A 23,736-nucleotide genomic window follows, 5' to 3' on the forward strand; every position below is an offset into this window, starting at 1 on the left:
TCATCACCTCAAACTGTCGTTGAAAAAACAAAAGAAATGGATTCTTCCCTGTAACTAACAGCAATATCTTTCATTTCTTCTAACTTTAATTTATCTATGTCAGGTCCTTTCATACTCATTTCCATCACTTTGACGAAAGGATCGCTTTTTTCTTCCTTCAGACAAATATGTATAGAATATACTTCCCCGTCTGTCAAATTTTTGTCAAGAAGCCCAATGATTGCATTTGCTTTTTCTAATAATATCCGGTCGAGCGGCTCCCAATTTCCGTCTGCCCATACTTCATAAGAAAGCTGGTAACGTGGATGTGTATGATTAAATTCAATCAGCCAAAGACTAAAAGCCGGAATTTGGAGCTGGGTTAATTTTCTTTCTTCTTGCATATGCTCGAAAAATTTTTGCAATATCGCCTCCGCCTTTTTGGCATTGCCGAGCTGCAAATACCCGGAAACTAGCTGCAATTCGTTTAAAATATCATGGCGATACCGCTGCAAAATAAGCATAGCATCCTTTTCTTCCAACATCCTTCTCCACCCCCATTATTATGAAAGTATAGCAAAAATGTTAGGAAAGTCCATTTGCAGTTCTAAAGATTTTTGTATTTTGGCAAAAATAGATATGTAAAAAACTCCAACCGTTCTGGTTGGAGTTTTTCTACTAAGCAACCGGATATACACTAACCTTTTTGCGATCCCGGCCATAGCGTTCAAATTTCACGATACCGTCAATTTTTGCGTAAAGTGTGTCGTCTCCTCCACGGCCAACGTTTTCACCTGGATAGATTTTTGTACCGCGTTGACGATATAGAATCGAACCGCCAGTTACAAATTGACCATCAGCACGTTTCGCACCAAGTCTTTTTGCTTCCGAATCCCGGCCGTTACGAGTACTACCTACTCCTTTTTTCGTAGCAAAAAATTGCAAGTCTAAGCGCAACATCCAATTCACCCCCTACTTCTGTCTGATTTGGATAAACTTGTTATATTCCATCTCAATAGCTTTTAAAGATATGAGCATGCCTTCAAATAAAAGCTGAACCTTATCCCTCTCATCCGGGGAAAGATTATTTGGGATGTTGACGGCCAAATAACCGCCTTCCTCCCCTTGTTTTATTTCAAGGTCGATATCGCATAATTCCAGTACGGCATTCACCGCCCCGATAGATACGGCTGACACGCCTGCACATACAAGGTCGTAGCCGTAGGGGCCGCTCTCCGCATGACCGGAAATTTCAAAGGACCGAATATTCTCGTCTTTCGTTCGGTAAACCGTAACTTGAATCATAGGCAATACCTTTATGCGTTAATTTTTTCAATGACTAATTTTGTGTATGGCTGACGATGACCTTGTTTGCGGTGGTAGTTTTTCTTCGGCTTGAATTTAATTACAGTAATCTTCTTGCCGCGGCCATGTTTTTCCACTTTAGCTGTTACAGTCGCACCTTCCACGTATGGTGTTCCGACTTTCACATCGTCTCCGCCGACGAAAAGAACTTTATCAAAAGTTACTGTTTCATTCTCACCGGCAGCAAGTTTTTCAACATAAATTTCTTGGCCTTCTTGAACTTTAACCTGTTTTCCGCCTGTTTCAATAATTGCGTACATATTTGCACCTCCTCAAGTCTAAGACTCGCCATGCAGGCACTTCATCCTTGAAGTTTTCATCGCCTGTTCTGTGCGGTTGTAGCACTGGTGCTACGATAAACAACAAATAGATGTTATCATTTTTCGTCCATTATTGTCAAGTCTCAATCTTTCTTTAATGCTCTAACAAAACATCGCCTATTTTTTTGTTTTGCCGGTTACGGAAATAATAATCCAGACAAACTTGCTCGTCAACCATTGTTTTTGCGCCATCAGGGGCAATGATATAGATCGGATGATTTTTTTCCCGATAAAATTGGCTAAACACGTCCATAAATGACCGGTCAAAATTTACAGTTAGAGGGACTAAAGAAGAAAAGACGACATTTCCTTCATAGCGCGATAACAAAAAACGGATGAAGACGTAAAAACGTTTGTTCCAATCCGCTTTATTTTCATAAAGAAGAAAGGCAATAACTAAAAATGCGCTTAAATTAAAAGGCAGAACGAACAGTACCACTATAATAAGAACTAAGCTGCTGACCATAGAAATAAGGAGGGTACGATAATATGCCTTCTTAAAAGGAAGAGCCGCGGAAAGAACGTTAAACAGCAATTTTCCGCCGTCCAATGGCCAAATCGGCATTAAATTAAACATTAAAATCACTGTATTATAGTAGAATACAGTGTGTGCAACTGAGGCGGGGACTTGGAAAAATGGAAATAAAAAAAAGAGCATTAAATAGATCCATAAATGCTGCAGCGGTCCGGCGATGGTAACGAAAAATTCTTCCCGGTTTGGCCGGCTTCCATGTTCATCGGTATCCATTATACCTCCGAACACCCAAAGGGTTACGGAGCGGACCCGCCAGCGATACTTTTTTGCCATAAAATAATGCCCTAGCTCGTGAACAAAAACAATAAATAGGATAATGGACATTTCCATAAACGTCCCCGTTAAAAAAGCGATAATCATAAATACGATCAGGACCGGATGGATGTGAATACGGGGGAGCGTCTTAAGGAACGTCATCAACTTCAATCACCTGGATAGGATCAATATACTCTTTATCTTTTTCAATGGAAAAATATACTTTTTGGCTATCCTCTGACGGAGTAAAGGTGCCGATAGCCTGATTTTGATAGACATACTGGTAAATATGCACGTCCACACTGCTTAAATAGCCATAAGTAGAGGTTGTCCCGTCCTGATGCTGGACAACGACTGTTTTCCCTGTCTCCCGGTCCTTGCCAGCAAAGATGACGACACCTTCACGAATAACGGATACTTCGGTCGTTTCCTCTGGGGTAATCATGATCCCTTTCCCATTAACTTGAAAGGTTTCCGTTATATGGCCGCTGACCGGCAGCGCCAGTCCATCGGCTGCATTCGCTGCTTCTTCCGGTTCCGGGGTCATTGCCAGCGGAGCGCCAAAGGTCTCCCGGTACCAGACATTTACTTTTGCAAAAGGAAACTGGGCTGTTAACGCTTCTGTTGTAAGTGCTTTCGGTGTTGCCAGCATTTGCGAGTCTGTCTCATACAATAGAGCTGTTCCGAAAAAAAGCAAAATGGATAACATCCCTTTAACGGCAAAACCAGTTACTAAATTCCGTCTCTTCTGATAGGAAGGATACTCTACCGTGGGAAAATATGGATAGTAACCATGTTTTTCTTCTTCCTGAAGATATGCGGGCTTTACTTTGGCCATATTTGTTTGTCCTGGAATTTTTCGCATTTTTTTACGCCGTTCAATTGATTTTCTTACTTGTTTTACTTCTCTAGCCATACTCTCACTATCCTTCTCCATATTTGTACAAGTATATGAAAAAGATAGGAACATATGATTAAAAGATGAAAATGTTATAGTCGGTCCCTTTTCATTTCAAAAAAAATCACACGTCCACGAATGGACGTGTGCACCAAAAACATCAATTGATAAGTCAGGTTTTACGAACGGATGCCGAAAAATTTCTTCATTTTATAAAACATGCTTTTTTCTGTGTCCAATGATTGCAACGGTACGTTTTCGCCTAAAATTCTTCTCGCGATATTCCGATAGGCAATGGACGCCTTCGAACTTGAATTTAAAGCAATCGGCTCCCCGTTATTCGAAGCTTTGATCACTTCATCATCATCCATGACAATACCGATGAGGTCGATGGATAATAATTGGACGATATCATCTACATCAATCATATCGCCATTTTTTACCATATGATTGCGGATGCGATTAATGATTAATTTTGGCGGTTCGGTCAGATCCTCTTTTTCTAGCAATCCAATAATCCGGTCTGCATCGCGAACGCTAGATTTTTCCGGTGTCGTTACTACAATCGCCCGGTCTGCTCCTGCTACCGCATTTTGATAACCTTGCTCAATCCCGGCCGGACAATCGATCAAAATAAACTCGTAGTCTTGTTTTAGATCATCGACAATTTCTTTCATACTTTCGGGAGTAATCGCAGTTTTATCACTCGTTTGTGCAGCCGGCAGCAACGCAAGATGCTCGATCCGTTTATCTTTGATTAAGGCGGATCTCACTTTGCAGCGTCCTTCCACCACATCGACAATATCATAAATGATGCGGTTTTCTACTCCCATAATTACATCAAGGTTTCTTAAGCCGATGTCTGTATCAATTAAACAGACACTTTTCCCAAACATCGCCAGTGCTGTTCCAACGTTTGCGGTTGTCGTTGTTTTTCCGACGCCACCTTTGCCAGACGTTATAACAATTGCCTCACCCATTAAGTATTCTCCTTTCGAATCCGCTTATTTCCCTTCGATTGCGTGATAAAACTTGTATTCGATCGATGACAATTTTGTCCTGTTCTTCATCGATGAGACCACATTCCATATACACACCGTCAGATTCATAATCTGGAGCACGACTGATATAATCGGCAATTCTTAATTGTGTCGGTTTCATGTACGAGGCTGCAATAATTGCCTTTCTATCCCCCGCAGCACCGGCATGGGCAATCCCATATAAGTTGCCTAAAATATATACATTGCCAGTAGAAACTACCTTCCCGCCCGGGTTGACATCGCCTATTAATAATAAATCGCCTGTAATTTCAAGCACTTGTCCAGATCGGACAATTTTTCGCACCGCTTTAATCTCGCTATTTTCTTTCCATTTTAATGCATCTTCTTTAAGAATGACATTGGAATTGATCGATTCGATATAAAAACGGCTCTTATGGTTTAAGATTTCTCGCAATTCCTTTTCCTGGCTTTCCAGCAAATATCTATTTCCCAATTTAACATGAACAGAGACAATTGGCTCGTATTCTTTCGGCCTAATTGCATTTATTTTTTCCTGTAAATCCGCCATGGCCTCCTCAAAGGAACAGGCTTCATCAATAAAGATGGACAATCCTTCTTTTGTACCTTTTATCGTAACTAATTGCTTCTTATTTGACACGATTGCTCACCCCAATACTATGTAAAAGAGCCTTTACATTTTATATATATTGCTTAACTTGACCAATCCTGTTCATCTCTCCAGCGGATGAATCGCTTCACAAACATCGGATAAATGATCACTAAAAAGATCAGATTAATGATGATAGTAGGCAGCAGGCGAACCGATGCATATTCGGTCCAATACAGATCGGTAAAGCCGATTACAGAATAAATAACGTAAATGACAATATCGCTTAAAGCGGTCCCGATGGCTGCCAAGAGGAGGCTGACATAAAAATTCCCATGAAAAGCCCTTTTCAATATATGGGTCAAATACATGGCAAAACCATAGGTGAACATATATGCTCCAAGCAAGCCAGTATAAATCATATCAATCAGAAACCCGAAAATCAGGGCATAGATTACAGCATGGTATGTACGAGGCTTATCATAAAAAATACAAACTAAAATTAAAAAAAGCAAAATCCAATGGGGAATAAACAATAAATCGCCGGCTGCAATTTGTGGCGGCAAAAACCGAATCGAAACCCCTTCTAAAATGAGCAGAACAAAAAGGATAAGAGGAATATATACACGGCTCATTGCTGTTCCTCCACCTCTTCTTCCCGCTCTTCCAGAGAACGATCAAGAACAATGACATGATTAATTTCATAAACGTCTGCTGCCGGTTCTACTAAAGCCGTTCTAGTTAAACCATACTGATCGAATCCTACCTCTTTCACCTCGCCGATCACTAAACCAGCCGGAAAAACTCCGCCCAGTCCGGAAGAAACGACCAGGTCCCCCTCTTTTACATCTTTTTCCGATTCCTCAATAATCCGGAATACTAATGATTTCGATTCTTTGTCATAACCTTCAATCATACCATATATATTATTTTTTCCATCTTTGGAAATAGTGGCAGAAATACGATTATACTGATCAAATCCGGTCAAAAGCTGTACTTTGGATGTAAACTCATAGGCTGTCCTAATTTTCCCTACCATGCCGTCTGCTGTAATCACGACCATATTCGCTTTGACCCCATGGTGTTCTCCTTTATTAATCGTAACTTCGTCAATCCATTGTTCCGGCGAGCGGGAAATCACGGTAGCGTGAATTGGCTCGTAATCGCGAATCGAATCGGTTTCCCCGATAGCTTTCCGCAATTCTTCATTTTCCTTCCGCAATTCCTGGACTTCATAAATCAGCCCTTTATACTGGGATAGCTGCTCCCGCAAAATTTTATTCTCTTCATAGGTCGTGATTAAATCACTCACATTACCCGCAATTCCTGTAATAAAACTGACCGGAACGTGGACCGCACTTTGAATCCATCCTACCGTATCATTAAAAAACTTTTCCAAAGTAGAAGCTTCCTGACGTTCGCTAATCGAATATCCGATTAATGCGACGAGGATAATAAATGAAATCAAAAAGATAAATAATCGTTTTCTCCGTAGAAATGACATGATGACACCCTCTTATTCGATGGAAGGACGTGTCGCTACATTTGGCTGGGAACGAAATTGCTTTATGTAATCTAATGATTTACCGGTTCCGATGGCAACACTATCCAAAGGATTTTCTGTTATAAACACTGGTATTTTTGTCTCATCACTAATTACTTTATCTAAATTATGCAGCAGTGCGCCGCCTCCTGATAAAACGATGCCCCGGTCCATAATATCCGCTGCCAATTCAGGAGGAGTTTTTTCCAGTGTATTTTTTACCGCTTCGACAATCGCATGGACAGTATCTTCTAATGCGAACGAAATTTCTTCCGCAGTTATCGTTACTGTCTTAGGCAATCCCGTCAGCAAATTCCTTCCTCGTATATCCAGTTCTTTATTTTCTTTCACCTTTCCTGCTGTACCTATCTCTATTTTAATCGATTCGGCGGATCTTTCTCCAATTAATAAATTATGGTTTTTTCGGATATAGTTTATAATCGCTTCATCCATATCATCACCCGCAATACGGATGGACATACTCGTAACAATACCTCCCAAGGAGATAACCGCTACTTCCGTCGTTCCTCCGCCGATATCAACGATCATGCTTCCCGTCGGTTCCCATACCGGCAAACCTGCACCAATTGCTGCTGCAAACGGTTCGGCAATTGGAAAAGCTTCCTTTGCCCCGGCTTGCTTCGTTGCATCAATCACTGCTCTTTCTTCTACAAGCGTAATTCCCGACGGAACACAAACCATCACACTCGGCTTTTTAGCAAAAAGGGAGCGCTGCTTCATTGCTTTATTCATATAATACCGCATCATCGCCGAAGTTGTATCATAATCTGCAATTACTCCGTCTCTCATTGGCCGGATGACGGCAATATTTCCCGGCGTTCTCCCAATCATATTTTTAGCCGCGTCTCCAACTGCTTCAATTTCATTCGTTTCGATATTTTTCGCTACGACGGAAGGCTCCCGGACGACAACCCCTTTTCCTTTCACAAATACAAGGGTGTTTGCCGTTCCCAAATCTATCCCTAAATCTTGCGAAAAACTAAGTTTTCCCAAAAACATCTTCCTCTCCAAATGGTCGTCCTCTATGAAAAATCTATTTTATGTTTATACAAACATTATTTATAGCATAGTAATTGGAATAAGCGCCATATTCATCTCCATCTGAAAATGGCGCTTACAACAGTATTCTATATAATTATACGAAAAAAATCATTATAAAGATAGTTACAAATAACCTTTTTCCTTTAATGAGACAAATTTACCATCGCCAATGATTAAGTGATCCAATACTTCGATGCCAATCAACTTGCCAGTATCTGCCAAACGTTTCGTCACTTGAATATCTTCCTGCGATGGAGTAGGATCGCCGGACGGGTGGTTATGGGCGACAATAATAGAAGCTGCAGACCGTTTGATAGCTTCGCGGAAAACTTCCCGAGGGTGGACAATAGAGGCGTTTAAACTGCCGATAAAGATCGTTTGCCGGTGGATGACCTGATTTTTCGTATTTAAAAACAGTGCGACAAAGTGCTCCTGTTTCAGCAAGCGCATGTCTTCCATAATGTAATCGGCACCGTCTTCCGGGGAACGGATCGTATAATTTTCCGTCGGCCGATATTGATGCATTCTCCGCCCTAATTCAATAGCAGCTAAAATTAAGATTCCTTTAGCATATCCGATTCCTTTGATGGCAATCAATTCTTCAATCGTAGCATCTTTCAGCAGTTTCAATCCTTCAAAATGCATTAAAATATGTTTGGCCAGTTCCATAACCGATTCCTGCTTCGTCCCGCTCCCTAAAAGGATGGCGAGCAACTCCTGATTGGACAGATTTTCTGCGCCAACTGCCAGCAGCCGCTCCCGGGGCCGTTCTTCCTTTGGCACATCTTTAATCATTAACGGCTTCATCATTGTTCCTCCTTTCTTTTAGAATTAATCATACTGAAAAGAAAGGAATATGAACAATGACGGATTTCCCGTATTTTTCACGGAAAACAAGCTATAATTTGCCTTTTCTGTAAAAGCTTTTTTTAAAATGAACCGTCGAAAATGAACCAAAAAAAGAAATGAGGGAATTATTCTGCAAAAATCGACAGAAAGAACAAGCTTTGGTTATTGATCATTTCATCCCTATTTGTTCATATGCATACATAATCTTTAACAAGGATATTGGCATAGACATGTCATTTTTCTCAACTGTTTCTTTAAACGATTGAACGATTTCCGACTCGTTTATTTCGGGCAAAGATTCGACCGAAAAGGTCAGGTTCTGATCTTCCGATTGTAATTGGTTTATGAACTGTTCCCGAAACGCTGTAAACCAGGAAATTTCTTCATCGGTAAGTTCAATTTCTCCAGGAAGGGTTGACCATTCTTTTACATACAGCTCCACTTCGCTGTATTTTTCGGCGAGTTTTTCCCCTTGGGCTTTATTCGCCAATGCACCGACAAAGACAAAAAACTGACCGTCTCTTTCCCATACAAATGACGGAATATCTGACTTTGCAAGCTCACCAGCTAACTGATCCGCGTTTGCTTTTTCAGAAAAAACACCGGCCTGCAATACGAAAGAATGTATCGCTTCTAGCGAAAACAAGCTTTTTTCTGCTGCCGTTTCATTCGCGGTGTTGCTGTCGGCAGCAGCAGGCAGCTGCTGAATTTTGCTTTGATTCGCCAAATCCTCCTCAACGCTGACAAATACTTGAAACATGACAAAACTTAGTACACTCCCGATAATTATTGCCGAGAGAATCGCGACAATAATCGGCTGGAATATTTTAAAAGACCGATGGGGACTCTTTCCTGACCGATTGTTTGTATATCTGACATATTCGGGTACCGACTCATCTTTAGGCGATTCCAAAGTTGCAGCTGATTCGGTTTCACTTTCTTTCTTCAGAGAATAGTCCGGATAAATCTTCAATCTTTTCCCGTTTTCTTTAATAATAATTGGGCCTTTCGGTTCCATTATTCGTTCATTCCCTCCCCTGCTATGGTGTCGTTAGTATAAATCTAGCACAGGGAAGATAAAAAGTAAGACGAATTATGTCAAGTTAGGAAAAAATCGTTTTCCATAATTTCCCTTACTTCGACGATAGGAGATAATTTCTGACATTTTCTATAAAAGCAAAGGAACCGGTTACGACATATACATCCGATTTTTGCCGAAATGACAGCCCTTCTTTCCAGTTCTCCAAAACCGTAATATTTCTATTGTTTGCCAGTTTTGAAATATCTTCTTTCGACAGAGCGCGCGGATGATCGAAGGTAGTTACCTTAATCTCGGAAAAGTAGTCTTCTAATAACGTTATCATTTGCTCATAGTCTTTATCTTTAAAGGCAGAAAATAGAACATGTTTCTTTAAGCCATCATATTTTTTAAGCGTTTGGATTAAAGCACGGATGCCTGCCGGGTTATGGGCGACATCGAGGATGACAAGCGGTTTTCGCCGGAAAATTTCAAACCGGCCAGGGATAACCGTCTGCTTTAGCGCTTCGATTGCTTTCCTTTCATCTAGCGGATATTGATAGATATTCATTAACCATTCGATTGCAGTCCAGGCAACCGCCACATTTTTCAGCTGATGTTCCCCGGCCATCGCAATGCATAAACAGACCTTTTTCCCCTCTTCATTAAACCATTCAATGCAGCCATCTCCATTTATCTTTTCGTAACTAAAATCGGAATGCAATTGATAGACAGGTGCCCCCTTTGTTGCCGCCTCTTCTTTAATCACTTGCAAAGCTTCTCCTTTTACTTCTCCAACAATCACCGGTACCTGTTTTTTAATAATTCCTGCTTTATGGAAAGCGATTTCCTTTATGGTATTTCCGAGAAAGCTTCGATGGTCCAGTTCTATATTTGTTATAATAGATATGATAGGGGTTATTACATTGGTCGTATCGAACCGCCCCCCCATTCCTGACTCGATGATGGCGATATCACTGTTTTCCGCAAAATAGAGAAAGGCCATCGCGGTTAAAATTTCAAATTCGGTTGGAGGCATATCGGAATCCATTTGCTGAATTGCCGGGTAGACCCGATGAAATAATTGCGTAAATTCCGCCTTTGAAACAGGCTGGTCATTTGCGTAAATATTCCCTTCTAAACCGGTTAAGCTTGGGGATGTAAATACGCCCGTCTGATAACCGTTGGCAATTAAACTGTCCCGAATATAATGGATGGTCGATCCTTTGCCATTAGTGCCGGCAACGTGAATTGCCCGAATGTTTCTTTCGGGATTGCCGATCAGCTTAAGAAGCGTATGCATTCTTTCAAGCCCTGGTTTGATGCCGATTATTTTTCGCTCAGAAAAAAATTGAATAATCTCTTGATATGAAAATGTCATCCTGTCCACCACGTTTCTGCAATATTTATGACCACATTATAACAGAAAGGAATTCGAACGATGAGCACGATTGGCTGGGTAATATACAACGGAAATTTACCAAGCTCGAAATTTGTCGATTTTGCCCGTATGCTGCAGGAAGCAGCCCACCGCCAAAACGGGGAATTACATATTTATAAAAATAATGATCTCCTCAGTTTTCTAGTATCAAATGAATTTAAGATATTAAAAAATACTCCGGAATCCCTTCCCGATTACGTCATTTTTATCGATAAAGATATATACTTGGCAAGGCAATTGGAAAGCTTAGGAATTCCTGTATTCAACAGTTCGAGAGCGATTGAGATCAGTGACGACAAAATTCTCACGTATCAGGAATTGGTGAAGGAAGAAATTCCGATTCCTTCGACGATCATAGCGCCAAAAATCTTTTCGACAGGTACGATCGAGAAAAACATGCTAACACAAGTGATCGAACAGCTTGGCCTTCCGCTAGTCATAAAAGAAGCTTTCGGCTCCTTTGGGGAACAAGTATATCTTGTTCATTCGGAAGCTGAATTAAGGGAGAAAGTCGAGCAATTACAAGGCAAGCCATTCTTATTTCAATCCTTTCTCAAATCAAGCTTTGGCCGGGATTTAAGATTGCAAGTTGTAGGAAATCACGTCGTTGCTGCAATGAAGCGGACATCCGAACAGGACTTCCGTGCCAACGTCACAAGTGGCGGAAAAATGGAAAATTATTCGCCGACGACAGAAGAAAAAGTACTGGCCATTCGGGCTGCAAAGGCGATCGGCGCAGATTTCGCCGGAGTAGACATTTTATTTGGACCGGATGATAGCCGGTACGTTTGTGAAGTGAATTCCAATGCCCACATCCGCAATTTGTTCGATTGTACCGGGATTAATGCTGCTGACTATATCGTCCGGCATATTCTGCGACAAATTAAATGAAGATTGGAGAAGTCAAAATGCTGAATGGATGGCTAATTTACCGAAAAGAAGATGCTGCAACGAATCATTCTTATATTCTATGGTTTATCGAAGAAGCAAGTAAGCAGCAAATCGACTTGGAACTTATCCTTCGGGAAGACTTAATCATCGGAATCGAAAATTGGAAAAAGCAGATGAAATTAAAGAAGCAGCCCATTACTAGGCTGCCTGACTTTGCCGTTGTCCGGACGAGGGAACCGTTGCTGAACTGTCACCTGGAAGCATTAGGCATCCCGGTTTTTAACCCGGCAAACGTCTCAGCGATCTGCAACAATAAAGCAGCTACCCATCACTACATTAGCCAATTCAACATACCGATGGCTGATACTTTTTATTTTCCGAAGGATCTCCTTCCCGATTTGCCGCCCATTAGCTTTCCTTTTGTCCTGAAAGAAGTAGACGGGCACGGCGGAAAACAAGTATACTATATCGAAAATGAAAGACAGTGGAGTCATTCGGCGGAGAAAATCCAATCAGACACAATCATCCAGCCGGCCAATGTTCAGCTCGGTAAAGACCTCCGTGTGTTTGTCATCGGAAAGGAAATTGTCGGTGCTGTCCTGCGGGCGAGTGACAAAGACTTTCGCGCCAACTATACTCTTGGAGGGACCGCTGCGTGGTATGAACTGAACAGCGGGGAAAGGAAGCTTGTGCAAAAAATCATCGAAAGCATGGACTTCGGCTTAGTTGGAATCGACTTTTTGTTCGACTCGGAAGGGGGACTCCTCTTTAACGAAATTGAAGATGTAGTCGGTTCGCGCACGTTAAGCCAAGTAAGCGATATAAACTTGCTGGAAAAATACGTTTCATTTATAAAAAAAAATGTAAAGCGGAGTTCTGATATATAGAACTCCGCTTTGCGTTATCCTTGCAATTCTTGAATTCTTGCTTTCACTTTTGCTTGTTTTTCCAAGTAATCCTTCTCTTTTCGCCGTTCTTCTTCTACAATAGCTTCCGGTGCTTTTTCGACAAAGTTCTTATTGGAAAGTTTCTTTTGCACCCGTTCTACTTCCTTCGTCCATTTTTCCAGTTCCTGTTCGAGCCGCTCGATTTCTTTGTCCAAATCGATGAGCCCTTCCAGCGGAAGGAAGATTTCCGCACCGGTTACAACTGCTGTCATTGCTTTCTCCGGTACTTCCAACGTCGTCTCAATCGTTAATTCGCTTGGATTACAGAATCGTTCCAAATATTCCCGATTTCGCTCTAATTCTGCTTTGACATTGTCATCCTCTGCCAGCACAAGCATCTTAATCGGTTTTGACATCGGTGTATCTACTTCGCTCCGAATATTCCGCACCGCTTTAATGATCGCAACTAAGCGGTTCATCTCCTTCACTGCCTCTTCATCGTGGAAGGAATCGTTCGCTTTTGGCCAGCTGGCAACGGTAATCGATTCACCCTGATGCGGAAGCTTTTGCCATATTTCTTCCGTGATAAACGGCATAAACGGATGTAACAAGCGCATCGTCTGGTCAAGCACATAGGCAAGTACGGAGCGGGTAGTCTTTTTCTTTTCTTCATCGTCCCCGTACAACGGCAGTTTAGCCATTTCGATATACCAGTCGCATAGGTCATCCCAAATAAAGTTATACAGATGGCGTCCGGCTTCCCCAAATTCGTATTTTTCATTATTTCTTGTTACATGTTCGATCGTTTCATTCAAGCGGGTAAGAATCCATTTATCCGCAAGGGATTTTTCTCCCGTCAAATCGATATCGTCGTAAGTAAAGCCTTCCATGTTCATTAGCGAGAAACGGGAAGCGTTCCAAATTTTATTGGCAAAGTTCCATGTAGACTCTACTTTTTCCCAATGGAAACGCAAATCTTGCCCAGGGGTAGAGCCGGTTAAGAGAAAATATCTTAATGAGTCGGCACCGTATTTCTCGATAACATCCATCGGGTCTACGCCGTTTCCGAGGGATTTGCTCATTTTCCGGCCTTCCGCATCCCGGATTAAACCGTGAATCAGCACATCTTTAAACGGCCTCTTTCCGGTAAATTCCTTCGACTGGAAAATCATGCGCGCTACCCAGAAGAAGATGATATCGTAACCGGTAACGAGCACGTTCGTCGGAAAATACCGCTTATAATCTTCTGCCTCCGTATTCGGCCAGCCCATCGTAGAAAACGGCCATAAGGCAGAGGAGAACCACGTATCTAAAACATCTTCATCCTGCTCCCAATTTTCAATATCCGCTGGCGCTTCCTTGCCGACGTAAACTTCTCCCGTTTCTTTATGGTACCAGGCAGGTATGCGGTGGCCCCACCAGAGCTGCCGGGAAATACACCAGTCGCGGATATTTTCCATCCAGTTTAAATAGGTGCGTTCGAAGCGGGCAGGAACAAAATTAACCTTCTCTTCAGTATTTTGCATTTCAATAACAGCCTCTGCCAACGGCTTCATTTTTACGAACCATTGGGTAGATAAGTACGGTTCAACGACGGCGCCGCTTCGCTCCGAGTGTCCAACTTGGTGGGTATGGTCTTCGATTTTGAACAGCACCCCTGCTTCTTGCAAATCTTTTACTATTTGGTTTCGGCATTCAAACCGGTCCATTCCTTCGTATTTTCCGGCATTTTCGTTCATTGTCCCGTCTTCATTCATGACGAGCACCCGCGGCAAGTCATGACGGTTGCCGATTTCAAAGTCGTTTGGATCATGGGCAGGCGTAATTTTTACTGCGCCAGAACCAAACTCCATATCGACATATTCATCGGCAATGATTGGGATTTCCCGTCCGACGATTGGCAGTACAACGGTTTTTCCGATCAGATGCTGGTAACGTTCATCATCAGGATGTACTGCTACTGCGGTATCCCCTAACATCGTCTCCGGACGGGTCGTTGCGATTTCAATCGTTTCATCGCTGTCTTTAATCGGGTATTTCATATGATAAAACTTGCCTTGAACTTCTTTGTAAATTACTTCAATATCCGAAAGGGCGGTTCTCGTTTCCGGGTCCCAGTTAATAATATATTCGCCCCGGTAAATTAAGCCTTTCTCGTAAAGCCTTACAAACACTTCTTTTACCGCATCAGACAACCCTTCATCAAGGGTAAACCGCTCCCGGGAATAATCGAGACCTAAGCCGAGTTTTTCCCATTGGGAACGAATAAAGTCTGCATATTCTTCCTTCCATTCCCAGGCTTTTTCCAGGAATTTCTCCCTGCCAAGCTCATAACGGTTCGTTCCTTGCTCTTTTAATTTTGCTTCTACTTTTGCTTGGGTAGCAATACCGGCATGGTCCATTCCCGGAAGCCATAATACATCATATCCTTGCATCCGCTTCATGCGGGAAATCGTATCCTGCATTGTCGTATCCCAGGCATGGCCAAGATGAAGCTTTCCTGTTACGTTCGGCGGCGGAATGACGATGGAATATGGCTCTTTCTCCGGATCCATTGTCGCTTCGAAAAATTTTCCGTCCAGCCACCATTGATATCTTCCTTTTTCCACTTCCTTCGGATTGTACTTTGTTGGAAGGGCTGAAGTTCCTTTTTCCATTACTCCTTATTCCTCCTTTAACAATATAAAAGCCCTTTTCATCCTCATAAAAGGACGAAAAGGGCTTGCTTTCCGCGGTACCACCTTTGTTTACAAATGACAAAATCATTTGTACTCTCCATACGGATAACGGTTCACACCGGCTTCTTCTACTTCCGTTTCAAAGAAGCTGCATCAAGGGCGACCTTCCAAAATAAAAGTACCTGGGAAACTTTCAGCCGCTGATTTCCCTCTCTTTCAGGCTTTTATTTTGTACTCTTCCCTATCCTCGCATTTTTCCTTTGATTTTCCTTTATTTTATAGCGTCTTTGGAAAAACGTCAACTACTATACCATCTTTGCACCAATTGTACTTGTTTATACATATGATAATAACAAAATCTTTGTGATTTTGGCTGGAGGTGATGAATATTCCTAGATATTACCGGTACCGGCTGCCTCCATGGTTAAGGAAATGTATTTTCATTGCGGAAAAAGTAACGCTGCCCATCTTAATATTTCAATTAATCCGAACGATTTTGTTCCCGACTACATTTGATTTAATTCTATTAGGTATACTGACGGGACTTTTAATCGCCTTCTATTTGGAATGGATTTAAAGGTTAATGTCCTCGGCTGACACCGTTTCAAATTCTTTTTCCACATATTGGGAGAATTGTATCCCAAACAAAATATTTCGGTACTCATGCTGCAGACGGATGATTTGCTCGACCATCGTTTCCTGCGATGTTTTGCTCACATACTGTTGAATAACGGATAAATAATTGCTGATGGATAATAAGTAGATCAATAATAACTGCAATTCTTTTTCAGTCAATTTGTTTACATTCATATAGGCATGAAAATTTTGCTGCAGCAGTTCCCCGAAACGGCCGTGTTTTTTCGTTTCATTGCGGAAAAAGACGGCTAAATCAGCAGCTGCATTTTCCAAACGGGCACTTTCCCAATTAATAATGTAGCTGTCAAACAAATGGGAAATTTTTAAGTTCATATGACAGAGGGAGCTGCTCCATGTAAACGCTGTGTCTTCATGAAGAAACTGTTTTAACCGCTTGTTCAATTCGAAAAATGCATAAGCAACATCCCGATATTGGGTACAGACGAGCAATTCAAAGGGGGACATATACTCCTTCTGTTCAAATAATTGAACGTAACGTTCTAAATGGATTTGGCAATCTTTACAGTACGTCTGATAGGATAAAAAGCTATCTTTGAACGATTGAAGTTCTATTTTTCGCGGACGTTTCGTCTTGGAATGAATCGTTGCAATATTTTTGTAAAAATCTTGTATTTCCTTGTCCCGGAAAGGACGAGTGCTCTCCAGCCAGGGGGTTAAATAGAAATAATGCTTTTGCCATTTGTAAACAATTTGCCCGTCGGTCGTCAAATAAACTGGCAAAATAGATCGCAATTGCAGGCTGTTTGCCAGCCAGTAAACATGGGAAAAGAAGTCTAATTCTTTGTCCGAAAGCCGGCTTTTCTTCAAAGCGTAGGCTTGAAAACCATCTTCTATTTTATACAAGTTGCCGGATATTTTCGTTGCCGAAACTTGATGTAATCCGTAGGCGCTGAGAACAGCGGTCAACCACTCTTCCACATTATTCCCCCCCATATAAAGTACCCCTTGAAGATGTCCATTCAAGGGGTAAAGCGTTACTTTTCTTTCTGCCTCGTTTTCATTGGAATGTATAACAATTGTCCTTCTGTCACTTCGAAATCATCTTCGAGCTTGTTTTGTTTGATCAATTGTAACGGACTGATATTAAAGCGCTCTGCAATCGTATCAATCGTATCGTTTTTTTGAACGATGCAAAGGCGCATTTTCGTATACCCGGTTTCCGTCCGGTCTTCAAATAAATCAGACAAATAATCGAACTCATCATTCGCCTGTTCCGCAACGGTTTCTTCAGACGAAGCCTCTAAGTCTGTCTGCTCATGTTCCTCTGCTTCTTCATTTACCGTTGTACCAAAAAATTCGGCAAAGGATTGGGTTTTCGTTTTAAAAAGGAATCGTCCGCCATCCTGTTCCGGCTCTCCTGCTTCTTCCGTTTCTTTATTTGTCCCTTCAGATGGCAAGGAAATCTCCTCGGTACTATCCGGTTCCTCCTCCGGCTGTCTCTGTTCGAACTCAAATACATCATCGACTTCTGCTATTGCTTCCTTTTCCCGGTCCTCTTGAGGAAAGGTCACATCTTCCTGTAATCCGTGAATAGAAATCGTGGCATACAAATTTATTTTACTTTCCTCTGGCAATTCATAGTCAAAGGAATCGATACTGACACTCACATCGTCCAAGCTGCGCACCCGATACGCCGGGACCGATATTTCCACTGGGAACCGATGGGAAAATTCCGCAAAGCCATCTTCTGTCTCTGTTACGTTTTCTACATATCTTTTCGCGTCCATCTCTTCCAACCTGGAAAGCGGCTCTTCTTCATTTTCGTCAGAGGATACCTTCACATATTCACCAGATAATTCTATGACGCCGCGAATCGAAATATATTCATGAAAGGATTGTATCGATATTTCCGGATCTAAAGAAATGGTTCGCAATTCAGCTACTTCCTGTCCTTTATCAAAATAAAGAGATTCATTTAATTCAAAACTAAATACGGCAGGTTCTTCCCTTGACAACGTTTCTCCTCCCCTCCTATAAAGCAAGATATATATGCTTTCTAAGTTAACTATATGAACTGGGCTAATTGGATATGCATGAAAAAAGCTATTCCTATATCGGAATAGCTTTCGGAAAGTACTAGGGTATTATTTTTGAAGTTTAGCAAATGTTTTACGGACTGCCGCAATCGTCTTTTCGATATCTTCATCGGTATGGGCTGTCGATAAGAACAATCCTTCAAATTGGGATGGCGGCAAAAAGATTCCCTCTTCCGCCATACTCCGGTAATATTCGGCAAAATAGTCCAAATCCGAACTTTGGGCAGAAGCAAAATCAGTAACTTCCTGATTCGTAAAGAACACGCCGAACATGGATCCGGCCCGATTGACAGCGAGAGGAACACCATATTCTTCGGCCGCCTGTTTGTAGCCTTCAATTAACCGGTCAATTTTTTTATTCATCTCTTCATAGGCAGCATGATCCAAGGCAGAAATCGTCTCGTAGCCAGCTGTCATTGCCAGCGGGTTGCCGGATAAGGTGCCTGCCTGATATATCGGACCGGCAGGGGCAATTTGCTCCATAATTTCCCGTTTTCCGCCAAAGGCTCCTACCGGCAGGCCGCCGCCGATGACTTTTCCTAGACAAGTTAAGTCCGGTGTAACATCATAAAATCCTTGGGCGGAATGATAGCCAACGCGGAACCCGGTCATTACTTCATCAAAAATTAATAATGCGCCATGTTGTTCCGTTATGTTTCGCAAAGAGTGCAAGAAGTTATTGACCGGAGGAACGACTCCCATGTTGCCGCAAACAGGTTCGACAATTACTCCTGCAATATTATCGCCGTATTTTTCAAAGGCGAGTTCAACACTTTCCAAATCATTGTACGGTACGGTAATTGTATTTTTGGCAACAGACTGCGGTACCCCCGGGCTATCCGGCAGTCCCAGCGTCGCGACGCCAGACCCGGCTTTAATAAGCAAGGAATCCCCGTGACCGTGGTAGCTTCCTTCAAATTTTAAAATAATCTCTCTTCCCGTATATCCCCGGGCAAGGCGAATTGCGCTCATCGTTGCTTCCGTTCCGGAATTCACCATGCGAATCATCTCAATGGACGGAATGCGCTCCATCACTAATTTTGCCAATTTATTTTCCATTTCTGTCAACGCGCCAAAACTTGTTCCTTTTTCCACAGCCTCTTTCAGTTTGGCTACAACCCGTTCATCGGCATGTCCTAAAATTAGCGGACCCCAGCTCAATACATAATCGATATATTCATTGCCGTCCGCATCGTAAATTTTCGATCCTTTCCCGGACTCCATCACAAGGGGTGACATGCCGACCGATTTAAAGGCACGAACTGGAGAGTTTACCCCTCCCGGCATTAAGTGTACTGCCTCTTCATAAATTCTTTTCGAGTTCTGCTGCTGAATCATAGGATCACCTCATCCATTAATTTTCTTCTTTAAGCCATTTTGCAACATCTTTGGCAAAATACGTAAGAATAATATCCGCCCCGGCCCGTTTCATGGACGTAAGCATTTCCAGCACGACACTCTTCTCATCAATCCAGCCGTTCTGGGCCGCCGCTTTCACCATCGCATATTCGCCGCTGACATTATAAGCGACGACAGGCGTTTGAACATGATTTCTCACGTCCCGAATAATATCTAAAAATGACAGCGCCGGTTTCACCATAATAAAGTCTGCGCCTTCTTCGATATCGGACTGGGCTTCCCGCAGCGCTTCCAGCCGGTTGCTCGGGTCCATCTGATACGTTTTCCGGTCGCCAAATTGAGGGGCACTATCGGCCGCATCCCGGAAAGGTCCGTAAAAGGCGGAGGCATATTTCACCGCATACGACATAATTGGAATATGTGTAAACCCTGCTTCGTCCAAAGCATGGCGAATGACCGCGACAAAGCCGTCCATCATATTGGATGGGGCGATAATGTCCGCTCCTGCTTTCGCTTGGGAAACGGCAGTTTTTGCCAATAATTTCAGCGATTCGTCGTTATCCACATCATTTTCGTGTATCACGCCGCAATGGCCGTGGGACGTATATTCGCAAAGGCAGGTGTCTGCAACGATAAGCAAATCCGGAAATTCTTTTTTCACGAGGCGGGTTGCCTTTTGCACGATGCCATCGTCAATATATGCGCCGGTTCCGATTTCATCTTTCGCGGTAATAACACCGAAAAACATTATCGCTTTAATTCCCAGATCATATACTTCTTTCACTTCATCGAGCAGCAAATCGAGGGAAACTTGGTATACTCCAGGCATGGACGGTACTTCATTTTTAATTCCTTCCCCTTCAATGACAAACATCGGGTAGATGAAATCGTCTGCCCGCAGATAATTTTCCCTCACTAACGCGCGCATCGAAGCCGAAGAGCGCAACCTTCTATGTCTCTTAAAGGCAATATCGTTCATTTTTTCTTTACTCCTTTTCCAAAAATTGTTTCATGCATTCAATCATGCCATCAATGGTAAATTCCTTTGCAGTGATGATATTCGGAAACCCTAACTGAGCGAGTCGCTTCTCCGTCGTCGTTCCAATGCTGACACATGGTTTTTCGACAGCAATACCGGCAAACTGATAGAAGGCATCTGCTGCCGAAGGACTGGTAAAGGTGATAAAATCGTAAGGCTCCTGCAATATGTTCCGTAATTTTTCTTCGTTTTCGACCATCGGGATCGTTTCGTACACTTCCACCCAGTCAAAGTCCATTCCTTGCTGGGAAAATACCCGAGGAAGCACATCCCGCGATAAATTTCCCCGGACGAGCAGTATCGGTCCTGAAACGTCGTTTTCTAAAAATTCTTCCGCCATCGTTTCCGCATTGTATATGGTCGGAATAAAGTCAGCAGTAATACCATATGATTCCAGGCTTTCCCCTGTTTTCACTCCAACGGCAGCAATTTTTTTCTCCTGCATGATTTCCATCGGCACCTGATACCGGTGCAGCATTTGAAAAAAACAATGTGCCCCGTTTGCACTCGTAAAGAAAACCCACCGAAACCGATCCAGCTGAGAAAGGATGTTTCTATTTCTAGCTTCATCTTTGCAGCTGATCTTCAAAAGCGGTATGATGATTGGGATGCCTCCGTTAGCTCTAATTTTCTCGGCAAACACGGAAGCTTTATTTTGCTCCCTCGTAATAATAATCTTTTTTCCTTGGAGGGGAAGGGACATCAGTTGTCCAGCTCCTCTTTGGCCGCTTCGATAATTTCCTTCGCCCCTTGACGAAGCAATTTCTCTGCTGCTTCCTTACCGACTTGAACCGGGTCTGTACCGCGGATTACTTCCTTCAAAATGGTTTTTCCGTCGGTGGAACCGACAAGCGCGGTAAGGATAATCTCTTCATTTTCCAAATAGGCGTAACCGCCAATCGGAATTTGGCATCCGCCGTTTAACAGATTTAAAAATGTTCGTTCCGCGGTGACGACTTTCGCAGTTAAATGATCATGGATTTTCTCCAGTACCGCCCGTATTTCTTCATCATCTTCTCGGCATTCAATGGCTAACGCGCCTTGGCCGACGGCTGGAACAACGAGCTCCGGTTCCAAGTATTCGGTAACATATTTCTCGCTTAATCCTGCTCGCTTTAAGCCGGCAGCAGCCAGAATAATGGCATCATAGTCCTCTTCATGCAATTTGCGTATCCTTGTTTCAATATTTCCCCGGATCCATTTCATTTGCAAATCTGGTCTTTTCGCCAGCAGCTGGGCTGATCTTCTCAAACTGCTCGTACCGATAACAGCCCCTTCCGGCAATTCGTCGAAGGTTGTCCCATCCTTGGAAATGAGCACATCCCGGGGGTCTTCTCTTTTTGGAATGGCAGCAATGATAAGCCCTTCCGGCAGTTCCGCCGGCATATCCTTCATGCTATGTACGGCAAAGTCAATTTTCTTATCATACATGGCTTGTTCAATTTCTTTCACAAACAGCCCTTTTCCGCCGACTTTCGATAAGGTGACGTCTAAAATTTTGTCCCCTTTTGTAACGATTTTTTCAACTGCAAACTCGTGTTCCACGCCTGCTTTTTTTAATTGGTCTATAACCCAGTTCGTTTGTGTTAATGCTAAATTGCTTTTCCTTGAACCAACGATAATTTTTCGCACAGAAATCCTCCTACTATATTCCTTTACTCCACCTTATTGTAACGCTTTTTTCAGCAAGAAGAAATGAAAAAGGCAGAGCAGGCCGTATTTATAAAAATAACCAGAGGAAATTTCCCTCTGGTTATTTACAATTAGACTGTTGTCATTTCCTCCGTGTTTTTAAATGGTGATTGTTCTTTTTTAAGCATTACCATTAATGTTTCGTCTTTTTTTGCCTGTTTGGCAAATTCGTCTCTTACTTCTTCCTCAATCCCAAATATATCAACAAACAGCTGCAGCGCTTCGCTATTTCCGTTGCCTGCCAATTCCTTCGCCTGGGTAATCGGTTCTTTCAGCAATTGGTTGATAATGCTTTTCGTATGTTTGCTTAGAACTTTCTTTTCTCTGGCAGTTAAATCAGGCATTTTTCGTTCAATGCTTTTCATCGTTTCTTCCTGAATTGCCAATGCCTTTTTCCGGAGAGCAGAAATGACCGGTACAACGCCTAACATTTTTAGCCATTCTTTAAACGTAATAATTTCCTCTTCCAGCATAAACTCTATTTTTTCCGCCGCTCGTTTTCGTTCTTCCAAATTGCTGTCAACAATATTTTGCAAATCATCAATATCGTATAAAAACACTTTTTCTATTTCCCGCACTTCCGGGTCAATATCCCGCGGCACAGCAATATCTACTAAAAATAGCGGACTGCCATTGCGGCGCTCTTGAACCGATTGAAGCATTTCTTTCGTGACGACAAACGTATCGGAACCGGTGGAACTGATTAAAATGTCGGCATCAAGCAAAACTTCCTCCAGTTCGTCTAACGATCTCGCAGTAGCATGAAATTGCTTTGCCAATTCCACTGCCTTTTCCTTTGTCCGGTTAATAACCGTAATGTACGATGCTCCGGAGCCTTGCAAATTTTTCGCCGCCAGCTCCCCCATTTTCCCTGCACCGAGAATCGCTACATGTTTATTTTGTAAATTGCCGAAAATTTCTTTCGCCAATTCCACCGCTGCATAGCTGATGGATACTGCATGTTCGCCGATTCCAGTATGATGGTGAGCTTTCTTGGCAAAAGTGATTGCCTGTTTAAACAGCTCGTTAAATATCGTTCCTGTAGTTTTTACGTTTTGGGATGTCAGGAAGGCATCTCTCACTTGACCTAAAATTTGCGTTTCTCCCAACACCATCGAATCGAGTCCAGTAGACAAACGGAATAAATGCTCTACTGCGCCATCATCTTCGGTGATGATTAAATATTTGCTGAACTCTTCCATCGGAATTTGGAACCAATCGGAAAGAAATCTTTTAATATAATAACGGCCAGTATGCAACTGATCGACGACAGCATATATTTCGGTACGGTTACAGGTAGAAATGATCACATTTTCCAAAATACTTTTCTGGTTTTTCAGTTCAACAACCGCTTCAGCCAGTGTATTTTCAGAAAAAGTGAGTTTCTCCCTAATTTCTACTGGGGCAGTTCTGTAATTTATTCCAACTTTTAATATATGCAATGTACCTTACCCCCAAATTCCTTAAACGTTCTTATTTTAAAATCATTATTAAAACATACTATATATTAGTATATCACGTTACAGCCCGAAATATTTTGCAAATATGTGAACTCTCAATGACAATAATCGATAAACCGTATTAGTACGAATGTAATGTACCATAGTTCATGAGGACAAGCAAG

At 42.3% G+C, this 23,736-nt stretch carries 25 protein-coding genes and 2 other annotated features; of the genes, 3 read left to right on the top strand and 22 right to left on the bottom strand.

The window, feature by feature from the left end; all coding sequences use genetic code 11:
• Positions 1 to 8: 8 nt before the first annotated feature.
• The 14 genes from IEV18_RS00865 to IEV18_RS00930 form a co-directional block, all read right to left on the bottom strand.
• The gene (locus IEV18_RS00865) at positions 9 to 524 is read right to left on the bottom strand and encodes a Spo0B domain-containing protein (protein WP_188390473.1); all 516 of its coding nucleotides are present in this window, start codon (positions 522 to 524) and stop codon (positions 9 to 11) included.
• A gap of 133 nt (positions 525 to 657) precedes the next feature.
• Positions 658 to 939, bottom strand: a complete 282-nt coding sequence (gene rpmA / locus IEV18_RS00870) for a 50S ribosomal protein L27 (protein ID WP_188390474.1) — start codon at positions 937 to 939, stop codon at positions 658 to 660.
• A 12-nt stretch (positions 940 to 951) separates the two neighbouring features.
• Entirely contained in the window at positions 952 to 1,284 is a 333-nt protein-coding gene (locus IEV18_RS00875) for a ribosomal-processing cysteine protease Prp (protein WP_188390475.1), read from the bottom strand.
• A gap of 11 nt (positions 1,285 to 1,295) precedes the next feature.
• Entirely contained in the window at positions 1,296 to 1,604 is a 309-nt protein-coding gene (gene rplU, locus IEV18_RS00880) for a 50S ribosomal protein L21 (protein ID WP_188390476.1), read from the bottom strand.
• 11 nt (positions 1,605 to 1,615) lie between these two features.
• Positions 1,616 to 1,692, bottom strand: a sequence feature (ribosomal protein L21 leader region).
• Positions 1,693 to 1,758: 66 nt separating this feature from the next.
• Positions 1,759 to 2,616, bottom strand: a complete 858-nt coding sequence (locus IEV18_RS00885) for a M50 family metallopeptidase (protein ID WP_188390477.1) — start codon at positions 2,614 to 2,616, stop codon at positions 1,759 to 1,761.
• Positions 2,603 to 3,370, bottom strand: coding sequence for a M23 family metallopeptidase (locus tag IEV18_RS00890; RefSeq protein ID WP_188390478.1), 768 nt, complete (start codon positions 3,368 to 3,370; stop codon positions 2,603 to 2,605). The genes IEV18_RS00885 and IEV18_RS00890 overlap by 14 nt, the downstream gene beginning before the upstream one ends.
• A gap of 161 nt (positions 3,371 to 3,531) precedes the next feature.
• Positions 3,532 to 4,332 (bottom strand): septum site-determining protein MinD, encoded by an 801-nt coding sequence (gene minD, locus IEV18_RS00895; RefSeq protein WP_188390479.1) that lies wholly within the window; start codon positions 4,330 to 4,332, stop codon positions 3,532 to 3,534.
• On the bottom strand, positions 4,325 to 5,011 hold the full coding sequence (gene minC / locus IEV18_RS00900) for a septum site-determining protein MinC (protein ID WP_188390480.1): 687 nt from the start codon (positions 5,009 to 5,011) through the stop codon (positions 4,325 to 4,327). The genes minD and minC overlap by 8 nt, the downstream gene beginning before the upstream one ends.
• Before the next feature lie 53 nt (positions 5,012 to 5,064).
• Positions 5,065 to 5,595, bottom strand: coding sequence for a rod shape-determining protein MreD (gene mreD, locus IEV18_RS00905; protein ID WP_188390481.1), 531 nt, complete (start codon positions 5,593 to 5,595; stop codon positions 5,065 to 5,067).
• On the bottom strand, positions 5,592 to 6,464 hold the full coding sequence (gene mreC, locus IEV18_RS00910) for a rod shape-determining protein MreC (RefSeq protein WP_188390482.1): 873 nt from the start codon (positions 6,462 to 6,464) through the stop codon (positions 5,592 to 5,594). The genes mreD and mreC overlap by 4 nt, the downstream gene beginning before the upstream one ends.
• 12 nt (positions 6,465 to 6,476) lie before the next feature.
• Positions 6,477 to 7,517 carry a rod shape-determining protein gene (locus IEV18_RS00915; protein WP_308421522.1) on the bottom strand — a complete coding sequence of 347 codons (1,041 nt, stop codon included), beginning with the start codon at positions 7,515 to 7,517 and terminating at the stop codon, positions 6,477 to 6,479.
• Between the two features lie 171 nt (positions 7,518 to 7,688).
• Complete coding sequence (gene radC, locus IEV18_RS00920) at positions 7,689 to 8,372, bottom strand: RadC family protein (RefSeq protein WP_308421523.1); 684 nt, start codon at positions 8,370 to 8,372, stop codon at positions 7,689 to 7,691.
• Positions 8,373 to 8,583: 211 nt separating this feature from the next.
• On the bottom strand, positions 8,584 to 9,432 hold the full coding sequence (locus IEV18_RS00925) for an SPOR domain-containing protein (RefSeq protein ID WP_188390484.1): 849 nt from the start codon (positions 9,430 to 9,432) through the stop codon (positions 8,584 to 8,586).
• 115 nt (positions 9,433 to 9,547) lie between these two features.
• Entirely contained in the window at positions 9,548 to 10,813 is a 1,266-nt protein-coding gene (locus IEV18_RS00930) for a bifunctional folylpolyglutamate synthase/dihydrofolate synthase (RefSeq protein ID WP_188390485.1), read from the bottom strand.
• A 60-nt stretch (positions 10,814 to 10,873) separates the two neighbouring features.
• On the opposite strand from IEV18_RS00930, the gene IEV18_RS00935 reads away from it, so the two are divergent.
• Together IEV18_RS00935 and IEV18_RS00940 are read left to right on the top strand one after the other, a co-directional pair.
• Positions 10,874 to 11,764 (top strand): ATP-grasp domain-containing protein, encoded by an 891-nt coding sequence (locus tag IEV18_RS00935; RefSeq protein ID WP_188390486.1) that lies wholly within the window; start codon positions 10,874 to 10,876, stop codon positions 11,762 to 11,764.
• A gap of 17 nt (positions 11,765 to 11,781) precedes the next feature.
• Positions 11,782 to 12,651, top strand: a complete 870-nt coding sequence (locus IEV18_RS00940; RefSeq protein ID WP_188390487.1) for an ATP-grasp domain-containing protein — start codon at positions 11,782 to 11,784, stop codon at positions 12,649 to 12,651.
• Positions 12,652 to 12,665: 14 nt separating this feature from the next.
• On the opposite strand, the gene IEV18_RS00945 is transcribed toward IEV18_RS00940, so the two are convergent.
• Complete coding sequence (locus tag IEV18_RS00945) at positions 12,666 to 15,308, bottom strand: valine--tRNA ligase (protein WP_188390488.1); 2,643 nt, start codon at positions 15,306 to 15,308, stop codon at positions 12,666 to 12,668.
• Between the two features lie 47 nt (positions 15,309 to 15,355).
• Positions 15,356 to 15,586: a binding site (T-box leader), on the bottom strand.
• Between the two features lie 131 nt (positions 15,587 to 15,717).
• Here IEV18_RS00945 and IEV18_RS00950 point away from each other — a divergent pair.
• Entirely contained in the window at positions 15,718 to 15,906 is a 189-nt protein-coding gene (locus tag IEV18_RS00950; protein ID WP_188390505.1) for a YszA family small membrane protein, read from the top strand.
• Here the strand turns inward: IEV18_RS00950 and IEV18_RS00955 are convergent.
• The 7 genes from IEV18_RS00955 to hemA all read right to left on the bottom strand — a co-directional run bounded on the left by IEV18_RS00955 (position 15,903) and on the right by hemA (position 23,554).
• The gene (locus tag IEV18_RS00955; protein ID WP_188390489.1) at positions 15,903 to 16,904 is read right to left on the bottom strand and encodes a protein kinase family protein; all 1,002 of its coding nucleotides are present in this window, start codon (positions 16,902 to 16,904) and stop codon (positions 15,903 to 15,905) included. The two genes, IEV18_RS00950 and IEV18_RS00955, sit on opposite strands and share 4 nt — an antisense overlap.
• Positions 16,905 to 16,960: 56 nt before the next feature.
• The gene (spoVID, locus tag IEV18_RS00960; protein ID WP_188390490.1) at positions 16,961 to 17,941 is read right to left on the bottom strand and encodes a stage VI sporulation protein D; all 981 of its coding nucleotides are present in this window, start codon (positions 17,939 to 17,941) and stop codon (positions 16,961 to 16,963) included.
• A 129-nt stretch (positions 17,942 to 18,070) separates the two neighbouring features.
• Positions 18,071 to 19,360, bottom strand: a complete 1,290-nt coding sequence (gene hemL, locus IEV18_RS00965; protein ID WP_188390491.1) for a glutamate-1-semialdehyde 2,1-aminomutase — start codon at positions 19,358 to 19,360, stop codon at positions 18,071 to 18,073.
• Between the two features lie 16 nt (positions 19,361 to 19,376).
• A complete protein-coding gene (gene hemB, locus IEV18_RS00970; RefSeq protein WP_188390492.1) occupies positions 19,377 to 20,360 on the bottom strand; it encodes a porphobilinogen synthase in 984 nt (327 codons plus the stop codon).
• Between the two features lie 7 nt (positions 20,361 to 20,367).
• The gene (locus IEV18_RS00975) at positions 20,368 to 21,123 is read right to left on the bottom strand and encodes a uroporphyrinogen-III synthase (RefSeq protein WP_188390493.1); all 756 of its coding nucleotides are present in this window, start codon (positions 21,121 to 21,123) and stop codon (positions 20,368 to 20,370) included.
• Positions 21,123 to 22,052, bottom strand: coding sequence for a hydroxymethylbilane synthase (gene hemC, locus IEV18_RS00980; RefSeq protein WP_188390494.1), 930 nt, complete (start codon positions 22,050 to 22,052; stop codon positions 21,123 to 21,125). The genes IEV18_RS00975 and hemC overlap by 1 nt, the downstream gene beginning before the upstream one ends.
• Positions 22,053 to 22,183: 131 nt before the next feature.
• Positions 22,184 to 23,554, bottom strand: a complete 1,371-nt coding sequence (hemA, locus tag IEV18_RS00985) for a glutamyl-tRNA reductase (protein ID WP_188390495.1) — start codon at positions 23,552 to 23,554, stop codon at positions 22,184 to 22,186.
• Between the last annotated feature and the right edge of the window lie 182 nt (positions 23,555 to 23,736).

It is taken from the genome of Compostibacillus humi (genome assembly GCF_014637175.1).
GTDB lineage: Bacteria > Bacillota > Bacilli > Bacillales > Amphibacillaceae > Oceanobacillus > Oceanobacillus humi.